Origin of the sequence: Mucilaginibacter sp. RCC_168, from assembly GCF_041355315.1 — a bacterium.
GTDB lineage: Bacteria > Bacteroidota > Bacteroidia > Sphingobacteriales > Sphingobacteriaceae > Mucilaginibacter.
The window spans coordinates 66,150-82,966 of sequence record NZ_JBFUPN010000031.1 but is presented as its reverse complement, the minus strand read 5'-3'; the positions used below and the strand labels follow the sequence as shown (position 1 = coordinate 82,966).

The window sequence follows — 16,817 nt, the reverse complement described above, 5'->3', positions numbered from 1 at the left end:
CTAAACTTACTCCTTCTTTATTAACATTTTGTTGATAACACCACGCATTTTTATCCTTTCTTATGCGTCAGCCCTGCCTATAACTTGGTTTAAAAATAATGGGCACCTATTCATTACTTTATAGACCCTAAAAAAATGCGTCATTGCGAGGCACGAAGCAATCTCTATGCTGTACAGAGCAAGCAAGCAGGTGAGCTTTTATGACAGACCTGCCTGTGCAGAGATTGCTTCGTGCCTCGCAATGACGTAATGGAGATTAGGCCAAAAAAAGGCCATTTGCTTTAGCAAATGGCCTTTCATAATAAGCTTTAACCTGTTGAGTGTTTTAATAAACCGGGTTGCTACCTGGGCAACAACACCGGCTTTTAAATGTTAAAACACAGCAACAGTATTAAAACAATTAAGCTTGTTTGGTTAGCTGTAGGTTGATGAGCAATTTAATGTCTTCGCCAACTACAACCGAGCCTGCTTCGGTTACGCCATCCCAGGTTAAACCAAACTCTTTACGGTTTATTTTACCGGTGATTTCAAAACCAGCCTTAGTGTTGCCATAGAAATCGGCTGCTGAGCCACCAAATTCAGCTTTAAGGGTTACCGGTTTGGTTACATCCTTTATGGTCAGATCACCTTTCAATTCATATTCATCATCATCGGTTTTGGTTAATGAGGTTGATTTGAAGCTGATCTTTGGATATTTTTCAGCGTCAAAAAATTCGCCGCCTTTTAAATGCTCATCACGTTGAGTCTGGTTGGTGTCGATGCTATCGATGTCTAATGTAAAATCTACTTCGGCGTTGTCAAAATCATCGCCTTCGGTAATTACTTCACCGCCAAAGCTTTTGAAAAAACCACTTACGGTTGATATAACTAAGTGTTTTACTTTAAATTGTACTTCTGAATGCATAGGGTCAATAACCCATTTTGTTGCTGTTTCTGTTGCCATGATTTTTTTATTTGTTTTGTTGAGTCAAAGATAATAACAAATTAGATGTTTAAACATCTAATTTCATTTCATTACAATTCGCCGACAATCAAGTACAAGTTTAACCATACAATTGCGCTAATGTTTAACTTTACGAGTTATTTTTATATTAAATAATCTATTTATGAAGAAGCTTTTCATTATCTCGTTCTTTGTGATTTTTGCCGCGCTCATCGGGTGGACAATACTATGGAAACCAGCAGCCTGGTCATTCGTGATCATGGTACCTATATATGCGATAGGCTTTTATGACCTGGTTCAAAAAAAGCACAGCATTGTACGCAATTATCCCGTGTTTGGTCATCTGCGCTTTCTGATGGAAGACTTGCGACCCAAAATATACCAGTATTTTATTGAGAGCGATACCAATGGTACGCCCTTTAACCGCCAAAACCGCAGCGTGATATATCAGCGCGCTAAAAAAGTTGATGATACCCGTCCCTTTGGTACCGAACTGGATGTGTATGAAGATGGTTACGAATGGCTTAATCACAGTATAGCGGCTATTGATCACCACAAACTTGATCTGTCGCCAAGGGTAAAGGTAGGCGGACCTGATTGTAAGCAGCCCTATATGGCCAGTGTTTATAATATATCGGCCATGAGCTTTGGTTCGCTGAGCGAGAACGCTATCCTGGCCCTGAACGGCGGCGCCAAACTGGGTAACTTTGCCCATAATACCGGTGAAGGTGGTCTGAGTGATTATCACCTGAAACCCGGCGGCGATATTATATGGCAAATAGGAACCGGCTATTTCAGCTGCCGCCATACCGATGGTACTATTGATTATGATGCCTTTGCCCAACGCGCCGTATTGCCGCAGGTAAAAATGATCGAGATCAAACTGTCGCAGGGAGCCAAGCCTGGTCACGGCGGTATATTGCCAGCTGCTAAGGTTACGCCCGAAATTGCGCGGATCAGGCTGGTGGAGATGGGGCAGGACGTGGTATCGCCGCCATATCATACCGCTTTTAATGATCCTATCGGCTTAACACAGTTCATTAAAAAACTACGCGAGTTATCGGGTGGTAAGCCTATCGGTTTTAAGCTTTGTGTTGGTCATAAGAGCGAGTTTCTGGCGATATGCAAGGCTATGGTTAAAACGGGCATCTATCCCGATTTTATTACCGTAGATGGGGGCGAAGGGGGTACCGGAGCGGCACCCTTGGAATTTTCCAACTCGGTGGGTATGCCTCTGCGTGAGGCACTCGCCTTTATTTATGATGCCTTAACCGGTTTCGACATTAAAAAATATATCAAGATCATCGCTTCCGGCAAGGTAGCTACCGGGTTCGACCTGGTAAAGAATTTTGCCCTGGGTGCCGATATGTGCAACAGTGCCCGCGGAATGATGTTTGCGCTGGGTTGCATACAGGCGCTGGAATGTAATATGAACACTTGTCCAACCGGTGTAGCCACCCAGGACAAAAGCCTGATGCGCGGCCTGGTGGTTGATGATAAAAAGGTACGGGTAGCCAATTTTCATAATCAAACGGTAAGCAGCGCCATACAAATGATTGGTGCCGCCGGTCTCGTAAAACCTTGCGACCTGCACCGTATGTTTATCTATCGCCGTATTAACCACAGCCAGATTCAAACCTACGGAGAGTTGTTCCCTTACATCCCTAAAGGCAGTTTGCTTAATACGCCATACCCATCAAGCTTTGAACTGGACATGGCCATCAGCAACGAAGATAGCTTTGTGCCCGATTATAGCAACGTAACCAATATTGATTACAGCAATGTAAGTTCGTACATGAGTTAGATGGTGAGTGGTGAGTGGTGAGTGGTGAGTGGTGAGTGGTGAGTGGTGAGTGGTGAGTGGTGAGTGGTGAGTGGTGAGTGGACATTATGTTAAGCCAGATTCCTAATGCGATAAACCCAACGCGTCATTGCATTACGAAGCAATCCCTATGCTATACAGAGCAAATAGAATTGCATAACCGACCTGCCTGAGTAGAGATTACTTCGTACCTCTCAATGACGCATTAATCTTAATAATCGTCACTCAACTGGAGCTGAGCGAGGGTGATAATAATTAATCAGCCATTACAACATCACACCCTTCATGATCATCACGGCGATGCTAAAGTAAATGATGAGGCCGGTAACATCCACCAGGGTAGCCACAAATGGCGCGGAGGATGTAGCAGGGTCGGCACCCAATTTTTTCAGGATAAGTGGTAACATGGAGCCAGCCAATGATCCCCACAATACAACACCAACCAGGGCGCAGCCTACGGTTAAGCCTACCAATATCCAGTGCGGTCCGTAAATGGGCGAAAACATGGTCCAGATGTAAATACGCATAAACCCTATTAATCCAAGCGTTAGGCCCAGCATTAAGCCAGACAACAGCTCGCGGCGCATTACCCGCCACCAATCGGTAACGGTAACTTCGCCCAGGGCCATGGCCTGAATGATGAGGGTAGAGGCCTGCGAACCGCTGTTACCACCGCTTGATATAATCAATGGGATAAACAAGGCCAGTACCACAGCTTTTTCAATTGATTTTTCAAAAAATCCCATGGCGGTGGCGGTAAGCATTTCGCCAAGGAACAAAATGATCAACCAGCCAACCCGCTTTTTAACCAGCAGGAACAGGTTAATATCCAGGTATGGTTCATCCAAAGCTTCGGTACCACCTATCTTCTGGATATCCTCGGTGTATTCCTCGTTAGCTATCCACAAAATATCGTCGACCGTTACAATACCCAGTAATATATGTTCATTATCAACCACAGGCAGGGCCACGCGGTTATTCATCCTGAATATATTGATTGCTTCTTCCTGCGGATCGCTGGCGCTGAGGGATATCAGGCGCCCATCCATCAGGTCGCTTACTTTGGTCTCGGGTTTAACCAACAATATCTCCCGTATCCTGATGTCGTCAAGTAGCACACCATTTTCATCTATCACATAGATCACATCAATGGTTTCGGAGTTTTTACCGTAACGGCGTATATGGGATAATACACGGGTAACATCCCAGGTTTTCTTAACGGCAATATAGTCGGGTGTCATCAAACGGCCAACACTATCTTCTTCGTAACCTAATAAAGAGAGTGCTTCTTTGCGGTCATCTGGCGACAGGTGCAGGATCAACGTTTTAACAGCATCGCCATGCAATTCGCTAAAAAGGGCGGTACGATCATCAGGAGGCAGGGCGTTGATCAGGTCGGCTACTTTTTGACCGGATAGTTTTTTAATGATCCGTTCCTGGGTTGGGGAATCCAATATCCGGAAAACGTTAACAGCGCGGTTAAGCGACAGGGTTTCAATAAATCGGGGGCCATGTTCGGGGAGTTCACCTATCAGCTCTTCAACGTCCGATATATTTAGGTTGTTCAAATATTCCTTTAATTGTTTATTGTTTTCCTGCTCCAGCAACAATTCTATTTGTTCAACCATTTCGTTCATAAGTGTCCCCCTGTTGTTTACATGTTATTATTAATCTGTTTCGCCTTATTTTGACGCTGGCAAAAGTCGTTTATTTTTTCAAATTATAGGCAAAATTTTGTGTTATCTTTGCGCGAATTTTAATTAGTTGTCTGAATCAGAATTAACTCCATTGAGGGCTACGCCGTTTTCAGAATTAAAGAATCGACAGAATTTGATTTTAGGACTTCATATTTAGAATTTAGAGTTTAGAATTTACTGTTTATAATAAAATATGGGTTTACAATGTGGAATAGTGGGTTTACCAAACGTAGGTAAATCAACACTTTTTAATTGCTTATCAAACGCCAAAGCGCAGGCGGCTAACTTTCCGTTCTGTACTATTGAACCAAATGTAGGCGTAATTACGGTACCGGATGAACGTTTAACCAAACTTACCGAAATAGTACAACCCAAAAGCATTGTACCCAACGTTATTGAAATTGTTGATATAGCCGGTTTGGTAAAAGGCGCCAGCAAAGGCGAGGGATTGGGTAACCAGTTTTTGGGTAACATTCGTGCAACCAACGCTATTATCCATGTACTGCGCTGCTTTGATAACGATAATGTAATACACGTTGATGGTTCTGTTGACCCGATACGCGACAAAGAGATCATTGATACCGAATTACAGCTAAAGGACCTGGAATCGATAGAAAAAAAGATCCAGAAAGTTGAAAAAATGGCTAAAACCGGCGGCGATAAAGAAGCAAAAAAAACCTTTGATGTTTTAACCGTTTACAAAGAGCATATGCTGGCAGGTAAATCAGCCCGTACCGCTCCTGTTGCCGAAGAGGATAAAGAATATGTTGCCGACCTGTGGCTGCTTACTGCAAAGCCTGTAATGTATGTTTGTAATGTTGATGAAGGTTCGGTAAATACAGGCAATGCTTATGTGGAGAAAGTAAAAGCTGCCGTTAAGGAAGAGAACGCCGAGGTATTGGTGATATCGGCCCAGATAGAATCAGAGATTGCGCAACTGGAAACTTATGAAGAACGCCAGATGTTTCTGGATGATCTGGGGTTGACAGAATCGGGTGTAAACAAGCTGATCAAAGCTGCCTATAAACTGCTTAACCTGGCTACTTACTTTACCGCCGGTGTACAGGAAGTACGTGCCTGGACAATTACGCAGGGCTTTACAGCCCCGCAGGCCGCAGGAGTGATCCATACCGATTTTGAGAAAGGATTTATCCGCGCCGAGGTGATCAAGTATGATGATTTTGTAAAGTTTAACGGCTCCGAAGCGGTTATCAAAGAAAACGGCAAGCTGGCCATTGAAGGAAAAACCTATATTGTACAGGACGGCGATATTATGCATTTCAGATTTAACGTTTAACATTATATTTGTTAAACACCAAATTTGAAAACCCTTATGAAAAGATCTTTTTTACTAAAAGCCCTGCTTTGTTTCGGGGCAGTCTTCCTGCTACACATGGATAAGCCCTTTGCTCAAAACGCCAAACTGATTACAGAGGTAACACAAGCTACCGAGCAATTGCGTAAAGCCATGGTGGATGCAGATACCGTTACGCTTAAAAATTTAGTATCGGACCAAGTAACCTATGGCCATTCAAGCGGCAAGCTTCAAACTAAAAAAGAATTTATAAGTGATCTTGCTACCGGAGCCTCCGATTTTGTGTCTATAGACCTGACTGACCAAAACGTTAAAGTTGTGGGAAATACCGCTACTGTGCGTCATATACTTACTGCGGCTACCAATGATAAAGGAAAGGGTCCGGGCACTGTAAAGCTGGGTATATTATTGGTATGGATTAAAAACAAAGGGCAATGGCAATTGCTGGCCCGTCAGGCAGTAAAGGTGCCATAAGAAGTCGGGAAGTCCGGCAAGTCAGTAAAGTCCGAAAGTCAGTAAAGTCCGAAAGTTTGGAGATGTAACACCTCAAACTTTCGGACTTTACTTTTACTTATATCTTCTGAACTTTACTGGCTTTCGGACTTCCCAACTTTATTTTATGCCTCTATCTTTCGGACTTTCCGGACTTCCCAACTTCCGGACTTTCTATCTTAAACCTTGATCTTTTTCCATCTGCCGCGTTTAAATAAAATATAGGCCCCCAGGGTAAGCCCCACTTCGGCAACGGGGATGGAAATAAAAACACCTGTTGGCCCCATTTCAAAATATTTGGCCAGTAAATAAGCAAACGGGATCTGGAATACCCAAAAAGTAAATAAGTTGATCTTGGTAGGTGTCCAGGTATCGCCTGCACCATTGAAGGCGCTGGTTAAAATCATACCCATGCCATAAATAATAAAGCCCCCGCTTAAAATTTGTAAAGAGCGGGTTGCTATCTTTATAACGGCCTTGTCTTCGGTAAAAAAGGAAGCGAATAAATGTCCGCAGGTTAAAAACAAGATGCTTACAATACCCAGGAATACCATGGTGTATCTGATGGTTTGAAATACCGATTTTTCGGCCCTGTCTACATGGCCTGCGCCCAGGTTTTGTCCTACCAGCGTGGCGGCCGCGTTGCTTAATCCCCAGGCCGGCAACAGGAAGAACATCATTAATCTTAAAGAGGTTTGATATCCTGCAGAACCAGCTTCACCGCCGGTGGTGGCTACCAGTTCGGCAAGGAATATCCAGCTGCAACTGGCTATTACAAACTGTAAAATGCCCGGAGCTGCGATCTTGATGATAGCTTTGATCTGCTGCCAGTCGGGCACAAAATAGCTTAACCTTATTTTTAGGATATTTTTCCCGTTAAATAAATTATATACCTGGTAGCTAACACCTAAGCCTCTGCCAATAGTAGTAGCAATAGCGGCACCGGTTAAACCAAAAGCCGGAATAGGGCCTAAACCTCTGATAAAAAGAGGGCACAGGATGATGTTGGCTATATTGGCTATCCATAAGCTGCGCATAGCGATGGCGGCATTACCGGCCCCTCTGAAAATACCATTGATGAGAAACAGCATCACGATAATAATACTACCACCCATCATAATGCGAACAAAGTTGGTTCCATGGTCGGCGGTTTCGGCAGAAGCGCCCATCAGCAGCAGGATGTCCCGTGCGTGTGTTAACCCTATAATACTGATGGTAAGGTTTATTACTACCGCAATGATAATGGTTTGCATACCAGCCTTTGAAGCCGCCTCGGGATCTTTTTCGCCTATGCGACGAGCCACTACCGCTGTAGCCGCCATACTCAGGCCAATAGCCAATGAATATATCACGGTTAATACCGACTCGGTTAAGCCAACCGTTTGAATGGCAAGGCTGCTGTTTTTCAAATGCCCCACAAAATACAGATCGACCAGGGCAAATACAGATTCCATAGCCATTTCCAGCATCATGGGAATGGCTAACAAAATAATGGCTCTTTTAATGCTGATAGAGGTCAGGTCAACTTCGGAGCCTTTAAGCGATTGCTTTAAAACAGAGAAAAAAGAAGATACTTTACTTTTAGGTTTGGGTTGAATTGTCTCTAACATAATTATACAGGATTATAAGGATAAAAGGGAATAGATGTTTAACCATCAATATGAAACCTTTTGGTTACAAATATAGGGAAGGCTTCTGGTTAGTCAAGCATTATTAAAAAATTATAACAGCCCTTACGATAAAAATGGTAAAAACGTTACCAGGCGAATAAGAAACAGGCAAGCGACTTGGCAATAAATGGCGCTAAAAATATAAGCTTTGAAGCTGTAAAGGCGTTTTATTGTACAAAATGTTAAAAACGCTTTAATTGGTTAAGAAAGTAGAAAAAATAGCAAATACGCATCAAAAACCGGGTGAAAATCGTTAAATTAACAACACCAATTGATACCTTATTTGTAATACTATTATGGATACATTAGTTACTTATATGTTCCAGATCACAGTAGCCTTTATGATCATACAGGTATGTATTCCTATTGCAATCATCATAAAAGCCAGGCCCAAAAACAAAGCAAAGTATAGCGGCTTAACACCGCTTGAGATAGAAGAAATGGAGCATCAGCATTTTCTCCAGGAGGTAGATGCCATTTTAAACATGAATCACATTTCGCATTGCGAAGAATGAGCTTTACAAAGATAAAAGCCTCTTAAAATAAATTTAAGAGGCTTTTGTGCTCCCGACGAGATTCGAACTCATATCGATGGTACCGGAAACCATAATTCTATCCGTTGAACTACGGGAGCATTTGCTGCAAAGATATACATTCAATTGTTTTATTCACGATGGATTATGTAAAAATTGGATTATGCCTTTATCAAACGTGTGCCTGTGTTGTTTATTAAACGATCACATGATTTTTATTACTCCGTTCCATGCAAATCAAGAGCTTACCTTTTCTTAACCAGTTTTGACGCGATAAAAGCAAACAAGCCCTGCACCAGGCCCGAGGCTATGCCAATTACAACACCTATTACAGCCAGGGCCACCTGTGGTGGAATATGATATGGGTTACCGTTATACATGGCAGCTTCCGGCGCATGGCCTGCTGCATAGCTTTTATAAAAAATGGCATGTGCGCCAATGATCCATACACAGTTCATCAGGCTGAGGCAAAAGCCATTGGTAAAATACATTTGTGTACAGTTTTTGGCGATAAGATAGGCGCAGATAATAAAAATAACCGGCCATATAGCTCCCTCAATATTACTCGGAATAAAAAAAGCTGTAGCAATGCCCATCACGAGGCCAAACATCGAAAGTTTAAAGATCAGGCTCCAGTTCATATAAAGGTTTTTAGGTTTGCTTTTCTAAAGCTATCCAAAACAAACAGAAAAACAAATAAGGCCTAAAATTGTGGAAGCATGAATGATATGCCCAGCATTAATGTTGATAGAAGGATCATAAATAATACAAATGTCTTAATATGCTTTAAAGTACGGCCTTCTTTCAATAGTAAATTCCGGAATGGTTCGGATATCAAAAGCGTAAGAGATACCAACAGCATAAAACATAATCCCAGGTGCATACCGATGAACGGAACTTTGTTGTTCTGTAATGAATGAACTAAATTGGGTAGCAACAAAAGGTTCCAGATCACCACAATAGCGATGACTGCAGGAATTTTCATGGCGAAACCACCATTTTTCTGCATCGCGGTAATGACGGTATCCTCATAAACAGGTAAGCGTTCTTTATTATCTAAAAAGCCTGTTTGTTGTATTTGTTGCAATACAGAATCTGCACTGCCAGACGAGTTAAAAATGACGGTTGAAGAGTATCCCTTCACTATGTGATGAATACGGATACCGCTTGAAAAAAAACTCCCACCAGTAACGGTTATGGATACCACATCAGCTGGCCGGAAACGTAAATTTCCAAATAAGGAAATATTAAGTTCGAGTTCATTTTTGTTAACCCGGAGGGTAGCAAACGGCCATGTGGCACTCATGAGGCCATACGTGGCGCCGCCGGTGAGTTCAAATTCGGTTAAGGTCATTTATAACTATGATAAGCAGGATAAAACTATCAAAACAAATCAGTAAAAAGCACAATTTGCAAGATAATTTTAAACCTGGCTTACACTCTTGAAGGTACTATTCCAAATGCCTTTTTGAAAGTGTATGAAAAGTGTGAGAGGTTCTCGAAACCTACATCAAGATATACTGCTGATGGTTTCTGGCCTTTTTCCCTGATGAGGTAATAGGCTTCATTCAATCGTTTTTGTTGCAGCCATTGTCCTGGCGGCATGCGAAATACTTTTTCAAAGTCGCGCTTAAAGCTGGCCAGGCTACGACCTGTGAGTTTGGCAAACTGGGCAGCGGGCACATTGAACATGTAATTTTGGTTCATGAAAGCTTCCAGGTCTATCTTGTAAGGCTCGGTGAAATCAAAAAGGAAATCGTAAAAATCCGGATTAAAATTCAGGAGCAGCTCAACCGCTTCTTTGGTTTTCAGCTCGGCCATGTTATCTGTGGCTCTTTCCGGATGATCAAAATAAGGCATCAAAGAGTCAAAATAACCTTTGATGAAGGGATCTGGTTGTAGTATGTGAATATGGCTTCCGGTGTATGGTTTGGCTGGCGCAAGTTTATGCTCCGTGCTATATCTGCGCAGAAACCGCTGGTCTAAAAATATATTGATCGATTTAAATTCGCCCGTCAGTCCCGGTATCTTTTCCGACTTCACCAACTGGTTTCTGCGTAAAAGCCCAATGGTGCCAGCGCTAAATATCCGCGTGCCTTCGCTGGTTTTCTGATGTGTTTCGCCTGATATAATGTACCCGAAAGCATGTTCGGGTACAAATGATTCATTAGCGCGTTGTTTTTTATCAACGCAGGAGTAGAGCAGGTTGTTGAACAATATGTGGCTTTTGTCTTCCATTGTCAATTTAAAGATACAATTACTTCAGTTGGGCCAGCAGCATTTTATCAAATGTACGGTCAGACAGTATTTTTCGCATGAATAATGCCGGGCCAGCCATATAACCACCATGGTAGCGTGTTTTAGGTTGTTTGGCGGCTATGGCTTTCCTTATCAGGTTGACAATAACTATCGGATCAGCATTTTTTTCATTCGCTTTTTTGGCGATAGCGGAAAATTGTCTGGCCAAATTACTATAAGCGGTATCTCCCGAAATTTTGAGCAGGTTATCCATCGCTATGCTGCTCCATTCAGATTTTACGCCACCGGGTTCAATCACTACCACATTAATACCAAATTGCTTTACTTCATTTCGCAGGCTATCGCTCAGGGCTTCTAAAGCGAACTTGCTGGCGTGGTACCAGCCCCCCAGAGCCGCGGCAAACTTACCGCCAATGGATGATATATTAATGATTGTGCCAGAACCCTGTTTGCGCATGTGTGGTAATACCAATTGCGTTAAATGAGCCGCACCAAAAACATTTACTTCCATCTGGTAACGTGCATTGTCAATGGGTACATCCTCAACAGCTCCGTATGACCCAAAACCGGCGTTATTGATCAACACATCAATATCACCCTCGGCTTTTACAATGGTTTCAATCCCGGCAACCATGGAAGCCTCGTCAGTTACATCCATGGCTAATATCTTTACACCGAATGGTTTAAGATCGTTCATTTTCTCGGTACGACGAGCCGCACCATAAACTATATGACCATCCTGCGCCAGGTGCCTGGCCATTTCTTTACCCATACCGGCAGACGCGCCGGTTATTAATATGATCTTTTTCATTTTTTCTTTGCTCTGTGAATTACAAAACAAAGATGGTCTTAAAAGCAGGGGTGCAGGTTTGTTTGGAAGCTCAATTTTACTTTGGTGTGGAGCTCAAAAATAATGCTTCACCTTGTTATAATCAAAGTGCAAATGAGTATCAGGAAGGCGTATAAGCAGGGATCGGCTAAAAATCACAATCGGCATGTTCCACATCATTGCCGGCTTTGAGGAAACAAGCTTTGATAGTATCCGTTATGTCGGAAAGATTAAAGGGTTTGGCAATAAAGGCATCAGAACCATAATTACCTAAGGATTCCAGTACCCGGGGATAGGCCGATACCATGATCACGGGGATATGGCATGTTTCGGGTGTGGTTTTAAGCATATGGCAAAGTTCGCCACCGTTTATCCCGAATAATATGTAATCCAGAATGACCATGTCGGCATTGAAACTGATAGCTGCCTTGCATATGTCATCAGTAAAATTAATTACCCGGACCTCATAGCCCTCCATCTCGAGCGCTTCTTTCATCACATCAAGTACATCCTCGCTATCATCAAGGATTAAGATTTTTTTAGGCATATTATTAAATTGGTACTCTTTATAACGTTGAGTTAACAACTTTTGTTTTTTGCCCTTAAATTATTGCTGTAATAATTAGGTTACAGGTTTGTTTTAAGCCGCGTTATAATAGCATCCACTGTTTTTAATACCTTGTCCAGACTGGCCGGGGTATTGGTTACCTTGGCTATCATAATGCCTCCTTCAATAAGGGCGATTATAGAAAGCGCTGTTTGGGCCACGTCGATACCTGTTTTAAATTCACCGGCAGTTATACCGCCATCTATCAGTTCCTCAATTCTTTTTTTCCAGTTAATAACTACCTGGGCTGCTTTTTCTTTTAATACGGGGTTAGTATCATCGGCATCAACTGCCGTATTCAAGATAGGACAACCGCCCTCCGGAAAACTTGCGGCATTAAATCTATGGTAAACCTGGGCGTAAACCATCAGCTTATCATGATAGGTAGATGCCTGATCAATAAGATGCCTGGTTTGCCTGCGCACTTTTGCGGTATTGTACTCAAATGCAGCTACAGCAACTTCCTCCTTATTTTTAAAATTACCATATATACTACCCTTGGTAAGCCCTGTAGCCTCGGTAAGGTCCGATAATGAAGTACCGGCATATCCTTTTTTATTAAAGATACCCGCGGTTTTTTCTACAATGAACTGGCGTGTTCTCGCAGCTTTTGATAATTCCGTTTCCATTACACAAATGTACCAATTGGTATTTTAATATTATAATTTGATGAATGATGATCAGGTAAAGGGGTTTTATTAAGTTTTGTAAAAGGAACGAAGCAAGATTCACCTCGTTCCTTGTAAAAATGGCAAGCGTTTTTAGTTTTATGAATTAACTGGCACGGCCATGTAATACTTTTAACGCTTCGGCAGGTGATGACAGGTAGAGTTGGTAAAATTGTTCGGTGCCGGCTACTCTGATCTCATAGTTGTCGGTTTCCAGCGCGGCTAAAAACTCATCGGCAACCTGTGCTGGTTTGATGCCCAGGTGACCGTTAATTTCTGTAGAGAATTCCGTATCAACTAAGGGAGGCATCAATTCAAATACCTTAACGTTTGTGTCCTCCAAAGCAACCCTTAATGCCTGGGTATAAGAGTGCAGCGCGGCTTTACTGGCAGAATAAGTAGCAGTTACCTTACCTGGTAAAAAAGCTACTATTGATGATACGTTTACGATAGCTGCCTCTGTTTGTTTTTTAAGTAATGGCAATAATTTTTCGTTAAGCCTGATAATAGACAGGTAGTTGGTGTGCATTTCAATACTTGCTCTTTCAAAAGTATCTGTATTGTTAAGCAGATCACTTAAACCTGCCGCGGCGCCAGCATTATTGATCACGATATTAAGCTTTGGAAAGTCGCTGAGTAATTTGGTTACCAGGTTTTCCACATCGGCAGCGTTTGATATATCAGCGCTAATAGCGGTAACATTTTGTAATTGAGCGGCAGCTTTTTGCAAACGCTCAGGGTTACGGCCAACAATAATAATGTGATTGTTTTTGGCAGATAGTTGTTTGGCTATTTCAAATCCTATACCAGCGCTTCCGCCGGTTATGAGTACTGTGTTCTGTGAGGTTTTCATTTTGTTTTTATGTTGATGATTAATTTCAACAAGACAAAAATATACCAATTGGTATATTTTTGCAATAGTCAAAACTCATCCTTGTGTCATCATTTTAAGTAAGGAATTTACCCGGAAAAAATAAGGCCTGTTATTTTACTTATAACAGGCCGGTATATAATGTATTAAGAAGGGGCTATGTAAGGATGAACACGGAAAGGCTCCTGGGCCCATGCGCGCCAATCACTAATGATTGTTCAATATCGGCGGTTTTGGATGGCCCGGAGATGAACGCGCCATAACCATAATCAGCATTACCTATTTGGGCATAGGCTTGCGCCATTGTAGGTACGAGGGCATCTTTACAGATCACAACAGCCAGGTGCTGACTAATAAAGGGCAGCACCCGTATATTCATCTGGCTTTCTGTAAGCCATAAGGCGCCATTTTCGGTAACGCCAAGGTTTGATGCCAATATGGTCAGCTCTGCATCGGCAAAGCTGTGTGATGATTCCTCCAGTACATTGCCCGCGTAGGTGTATTCATCCAGTTCCGGAATGCTCGATATAATCTTTACACCGTGTTTAAATTCCTTTTGCAGTATAGCTTTTATGGTCTCCAGATCTTTTACCTCATAAACAAAGCTGCCCCCGGCACTGGCTACGGTGCTGTATTGCTGCACCAGGTTATCAGTGGCGGCTGTTAAAGTGTTTAATATTTCCAAATCGGGCAGTGGGGCGTGGGCGAACTGATTTTTTTTAACCGCGGCTAATATTTTTTCCCTGCTCATTGTTTTCCTTCCTTTCTTTTGCTGTACCATTCGCCAAATGATTCTTCCGGTGCTTTGGGCATTTCGCGGTGTTTGTACCAGGGATTTAAGCCATTATTAACCGCGAGCGGAGCGTATTTAAATACCAGGCGGCCAACTTTTCCTCCTGACCTATACAAAGCAGGTGAGGACAGGGTAAAGGCCATGGCTTTCATGGCTATGGTTTTTGTGGTTGGACTATAGCCTTCTTTTACGATTACCTGTCGCCATTTATATAGCTGGTCATGAATGTCGATTTTAACGGGGCATACATTGCTGCATGAGCCGCAAAGTGTAGAGGCAAAAGGCAGGTCGGCATATTTTTTCATGTCGAGATTAGGTGCCAATATAGAACCAATAGGACCTGCAACAGCAGTGTGATAACTATGACCACCACTTTTACGATATACCGGGCAAGTGTTCATACAGGCCCCGCAACGGATACATTTTAGAGAATTGCGAAAATCCTCGCGACCCAATTGTATGCTTCGTCCATTATCTACTATAACAATATGAATTTCGGTGCCGGACTGCGGTCTTTTGAAGTGACTGGAGTAGGTGGTAATAGGCTGACCAGTAGCGCTGCGGGTGAGCAACCTTAAAAAAACGCCCAAATGCTTCCTTTCCGGGATGATCTTTTCTATCCCCATCGAGGCAATATGGATCTCGGCCAGGTGGGCGCCCATATCGGCATTGCCTTCGTTGGTGCATATCACAAATTCCCCGGTTTCGGCAATAGCAAAGTTAACGCCGGTAAGTGCCGCGCGACGTGTCAAAAACACTTCGCGCAAATGCTGGCGGGCGGTTTCGGTCAGGATCTTAGGATCTGATTCGCCTTTGGCCGAGCCTAAATGTTCGTGAAAAATATCACCTATCTCTTCCTTCTTTTTATGGATACAAGGGAGTACAATGTGACTTGGCGGCTCATTAGCCAGCTGTACAATACGTTCGCCCAAATCGGAGTCAATTACATCAATACCTTGTTCTTTGAGATATTCATTCAGGTGGCACTCTTCGGTCAGCATGGATTTGCTTTTGACCATGCGGTTAATACCACGCTCCTGTAATAGGCGGTGTACGATTTTGTTATGTTCTTCGGCATCGGCCGCCCAATGTACTATAATACCGTTGCTGATCGCATTAGCCTCAAATTGCTCCAGGTAGGCACTCAGGTTTGATAACACGTTGTTCTTGATCTGCGAGGCGGTTTCCCTTAACAGTTCCCACTCCGGCAGCTTATGAGCCTGTATATCGCGCTTCTGGCGCACCCACCATAAGGTTTCGTCGTGCCAGTCAACTCGTGGTTCATCCCGGTTAAAAATGCTGGCTAACTCGGCGTGACTTTTTGCTGTAACATTACTCATGGCTGTAGTGATTTAAAATTTCGGCCACATGAATTACTTTAACATCGCTTTTTTGCCTGCGTAAAATGCCTTCCATGTGCATAAGGCAGGAAAGGTCGGCCGAGGTAATATATTGGGCGCCGTGTTCGATATGGTCATCCACACGGTCTTTACCCATTTTCGAAGATACGGCTTCTTCTGCCACGCAAAACGTTCCTCCAAAACCACAGCAGTCATCCTGCCGGGTTAAAGGTACCAGTTCCAGTCCCTGAACCATATCCAATAATTGGGCGGGTTTGCTAAAAGCAGGGGCAACCAGCTCGCTCATTTGTGATATCCGCAATCCGCGCAATCCGTGACAGCTTTGGTGTAAACCTACCTTATAAGGGAAACGGGCTTTTAATTGTGTTACTTTTAATACATCTACCAAAAACTCGGTAAGCTCATAAACCCGTTTGCGGATTTCAACAGCCTGCTCTTCTTTTTCGGGTGAGTGTAAATGTTCTTTGATGTGCAGGGTACAACTGCCCGATGGGCATACGATATAATCATACCCCGAAAAATTATCAATAAACAAACTATTGCAGCCGGTAGTTAGGTGTTCATAGCCGGAATTGGCCATGGGCTGCCCGCAACAGGTTTGATTTTTAGGATAGTGCACATCAACGCCAAGTTTCTCCAATAATTCCAACGTGGCAATAGCTGCCTTGGGGTAAAACTGGTCGACATAACAGGGTACAAATAAAGCTACCTTCATTTTATAGTGTTTACTTTAATTGGTTAAAGCAATATTAGCGGTTATAAATTGTAAAACTATCATTAGGCGTCTGCAAGTATAACCACCACAAAATAGCTTATCCGGCAGGAATTATTTTGCTATTGGTGAAGATGATTTACTTGGTATAAACGTAGCTTTAACAATTACATGCTAAACAACGAAATTACAGTTATAGGAGGCAACTGTTATCAGCTTTTTTTGCAAATGATTGACGGTAATTA

Annotated in this window: 17 protein-coding genes and 1 tRNA gene; 4 read left to right on the top strand and 14 right to left on the bottom strand. The window is 42.8% G+C overall.

What is annotated here, in order from left to right; translation table 11 throughout:
• Window positions 1-400: 400 nt before the first annotated feature.
• Window positions 401-943, bottom strand: coding sequence for a YceI family protein (locus AB6735_RS25040; RefSeq protein ID WP_370998932.1), 543 nt, complete (start codon window positions 941-943; stop codon window positions 401-403).
• A 163-nt stretch (window positions 944-1,106) separates the two neighbouring features.
• Here AB6735_RS25040 and AB6735_RS25035 point away from each other — a divergent pair, with 163 nt between their 5' ends.
• Window positions 1,107-2,747, top strand: coding sequence for an FMN-binding glutamate synthase family protein (locus AB6735_RS25035; protein WP_370998931.1), 1,641 nt, complete (start codon window positions 1,107-1,109; stop codon window positions 2,745-2,747).
• A 284-nt stretch (window positions 2,748-3,031) separates the two neighbouring features.
• On the opposite strand, the gene mgtE is transcribed toward AB6735_RS25035, so the two are convergent.
• Window positions 3,032-4,402: a magnesium transporter gene (gene mgtE / locus AB6735_RS25030; RefSeq protein WP_370998930.1), complete on the bottom strand. Its 1,371-nt coding sequence runs from the start codon at window positions 4,400-4,402 to the stop codon at window positions 3,032-3,034.
• A gap of 253 nt (window positions 4,403-4,655) precedes the next feature.
• On the opposite strand from mgtE, the gene ychF reads away from it, so the two are divergent.
• The gene (gene ychF / locus AB6735_RS25025) at window positions 4,656-5,759 is read left to right on the top strand and encodes a redox-regulated ATPase YchF (RefSeq protein WP_370998929.1); all 1,104 of its coding nucleotides are present in this window, start codon (window positions 4,656-4,658) and stop codon (window positions 5,757-5,759) included.
• A gap of 36 nt (window positions 5,760-5,795) precedes the next feature.
• On the top strand, window positions 5,796-6,251 hold the full coding sequence (locus tag AB6735_RS25020) for a nuclear transport factor 2 family protein (protein WP_370998928.1): 456 nt from the start codon (window positions 5,796-5,798) through the stop codon (window positions 6,249-6,251).
• A gap of 197 nt (window positions 6,252-6,448) precedes the next feature.
• Here AB6735_RS25020 and AB6735_RS25015 read toward each other — a convergent pair whose 3' ends face one another.
• On the bottom strand, window positions 6,449-7,879 hold the full coding sequence (locus AB6735_RS25015; RefSeq protein ID WP_370998927.1) for an MATE family efflux transporter: 1,431 nt from the start codon (window positions 7,877-7,879) through the stop codon (window positions 6,449-6,451).
• A 356-nt stretch (window positions 7,880-8,235) separates the two neighbouring features.
• Here AB6735_RS25015 and AB6735_RS25010 point away from each other — a divergent pair, with 356 nt between their 5' ends.
• Window positions 8,236-8,454 carry a hypothetical protein gene (locus AB6735_RS25010; RefSeq protein WP_370998926.1) on the top strand — a complete coding sequence of 73 codons (219 nt, stop codon included), beginning with the start codon at window positions 8,236-8,238 and terminating at the stop codon, window positions 8,452-8,454.
• 47 nt (window positions 8,455-8,501) lie between these two features.
• Here AB6735_RS25010 and AB6735_RS25005 read toward each other — a convergent pair.
• From AB6735_RS25005 to AB6735_RS24955, 11 genes are all read right to left on the bottom strand, one after another.
• A tRNA-Arg gene (locus AB6735_RS25005) sits at window positions 8,502-8,573 on the bottom strand.
• 144 nt (window positions 8,574-8,717) lie between these two features.
• Window positions 8,718-9,113, bottom strand: coding sequence for a hypothetical protein (locus tag AB6735_RS25000; protein WP_370998925.1), 396 nt, complete (start codon window positions 9,111-9,113; stop codon window positions 8,718-8,720).
• Between the two features lie 62 nt (window positions 9,114-9,175).
• Window positions 9,176-9,826 carry a hypothetical protein gene (locus tag AB6735_RS24995; RefSeq protein ID WP_370998924.1) on the bottom strand — a complete coding sequence of 217 codons (651 nt, stop codon included), beginning with the start codon at window positions 9,824-9,826 and terminating at the stop codon, window positions 9,176-9,178.
• 80 nt (window positions 9,827-9,906) lie between these two features.
• Entirely contained in the window at window positions 9,907-10,710 is an 804-nt protein-coding gene (locus AB6735_RS24990) for a helix-turn-helix domain-containing protein (protein ID WP_370998923.1), read from the bottom strand.
• 19 nt (window positions 10,711-10,729) lie between these two features.
• Complete coding sequence (locus AB6735_RS24985) at window positions 10,730-11,542, bottom strand: oxidoreductase (RefSeq protein WP_370998922.1); 813 nt, start codon at window positions 11,540-11,542, stop codon at window positions 10,730-10,732.
• A gap of 166 nt (window positions 11,543-11,708) precedes the next feature.
• Window positions 11,709-12,107 (bottom strand): two-component system response regulator, encoded by a 399-nt coding sequence (locus tag AB6735_RS24980; protein ID WP_370998921.1) that lies wholly within the window; start codon window positions 12,105-12,107, stop codon window positions 11,709-11,711.
• An 80-nt stretch (window positions 12,108-12,187) separates the two neighbouring features.
• Complete coding sequence (locus AB6735_RS24975) at window positions 12,188-12,796, bottom strand: TetR/AcrR family transcriptional regulator (RefSeq protein ID WP_370998920.1); 609 nt, start codon at window positions 12,794-12,796, stop codon at window positions 12,188-12,190.
• A gap of 145 nt (window positions 12,797-12,941) precedes the next feature.
• On the bottom strand, window positions 12,942-13,688 hold the full coding sequence (locus AB6735_RS24970) for an SDR family oxidoreductase (protein ID WP_370998919.1): 747 nt from the start codon (window positions 13,686-13,688) through the stop codon (window positions 12,942-12,944).
• Between the two features lie 175 nt (window positions 13,689-13,863).
• Window positions 13,864-14,457, bottom strand: a complete 594-nt coding sequence (locus AB6735_RS24965) for a lactate utilization protein C (RefSeq protein ID WP_370998918.1) — start codon at window positions 14,455-14,457, stop codon at window positions 13,864-13,866.
• Window positions 14,454-15,839, bottom strand: a complete 1,386-nt coding sequence (locus tag AB6735_RS24960) for a lactate utilization protein B (RefSeq protein ID WP_370998917.1) — start codon at window positions 15,837-15,839, stop codon at window positions 14,454-14,456. Before AB6735_RS24960 ends, AB6735_RS24965 begins: the two co-directional genes overlap by 4 nt.
• Window positions 15,832-16,575: a (Fe-S)-binding protein gene (locus tag AB6735_RS24955; protein ID WP_370998916.1), complete on the bottom strand. Its 744-nt coding sequence runs from the start codon at window positions 16,573-16,575 to the stop codon at window positions 15,832-15,834. The genes AB6735_RS24960 and AB6735_RS24955 overlap by 8 nt, the downstream gene beginning before the upstream one ends.
• Window positions 16,576-16,817: the final 242 nt, after the last annotated feature.

What these genes read in the sequence shown, in the direction of transcription:
- AB6735_RS25000 (WP_370998925.1), bottom strand. Translation starts at nt 9,113, where the DNA reads ATGAACTGGAGCCTGATCTTTAAACTTTCGATGTTTGGCCTCGTGATG.
- AB6735_RS24995 (WP_370998924.1), bottom strand. Translation starts at nt 9,826, where the DNA reads ATGACCTTAACCGAATTTGAACTCACCGGCGGCGCCACGTATGGCCTC.
- AB6735_RS25040 (WP_370998932.1), bottom strand. Translation starts at nt 943, where the DNA reads ATGGCAACAGAAACAGCAACAAAATGGGTTATTGACCCTATGCATTCA.
- AB6735_RS24980 (WP_370998921.1), bottom strand. Translation starts at nt 12,107, where the DNA reads ATGCCTAAAAAAATCTTAATCCTTGATGATAGCGAGGATGTACTTGAT.
- AB6735_RS24990 (WP_370998923.1), bottom strand. Translation starts at nt 10,710, where the DNA reads ATGGAAGACAAAAGCCACATATTGTTCAACAACCTGCTCTACTCCTGC.
- AB6735_RS25015 (WP_370998927.1), bottom strand. Translation starts at nt 7,879, where the DNA reads ATGTTAGAGACAATTCAACCCAAACCTAAAAGTAAAGTATCTTCTTTT.
- AB6735_RS24970 (WP_370998919.1), bottom strand. Translation starts at nt 13,688, where the DNA reads ATGAAAACCTCACAGAACACAGTACTCATAACCGGCGGAAGCGCTGGT.
- AB6735_RS25020 (WP_370998928.1), top strand. Translation starts at nt 5,796, where the DNA reads ATGAAAAGATCTTTTTTACTAAAAGCCCTGCTTTGTTTCGGGGCAGTC.
- AB6735_RS24985 (WP_370998922.1), bottom strand. Translation starts at nt 11,542, where the DNA reads ATGAAAAAGATCATATTAATAACCGGCGCGTCTGCCGGTATGGGTAAA.
- AB6735_RS24960 (WP_370998917.1), bottom strand. Translation starts at nt 15,839, where the DNA reads ATGAGTAATGTTACAGCAAAAAGTCACGCCGAGTTAGCCAGCATTTTT.
- AB6735_RS25010 (WP_370998926.1), top strand. Translation starts at nt 8,236, where the DNA reads ATGGATACATTAGTTACTTATATGTTCCAGATCACAGTAGCCTTTATG.
- mgtE (WP_370998930.1), bottom strand. Translation starts at nt 4,402, where the DNA reads ATGAACGAAATGGTTGAACAAATAGAATTGTTGCTGGAGCAGGAAAAC.
- AB6735_RS24965 (WP_370998918.1), bottom strand. Translation starts at nt 14,457, where the DNA reads ATGAGCAGGGAAAAAATATTAGCCGCGGTTAAAAAAAATCAGTTCGCC.
- AB6735_RS25035 (WP_370998931.1), top strand. Translation starts at nt 1,107, where the DNA reads ATGAAGAAGCTTTTCATTATCTCGTTCTTTGTGATTTTTGCCGCGCTC.
- ychF (WP_370998929.1), top strand. Translation starts at nt 4,656, where the DNA reads ATGGGTTTACAATGTGGAATAGTGGGTTTACCAAACGTAGGTAAATCA.
- AB6735_RS24955 (WP_370998916.1), bottom strand. Translation starts at nt 16,575, where the DNA reads ATGAAGGTAGCTTTATTTGTACCCTGTTATGTCGACCAGTTTTACCCC.
- AB6735_RS24975 (WP_370998920.1), bottom strand. Translation starts at nt 12,796, where the DNA reads ATGGAAACGGAATTATCAAAAGCTGCGAGAACACGCCAGTTCATTGTA.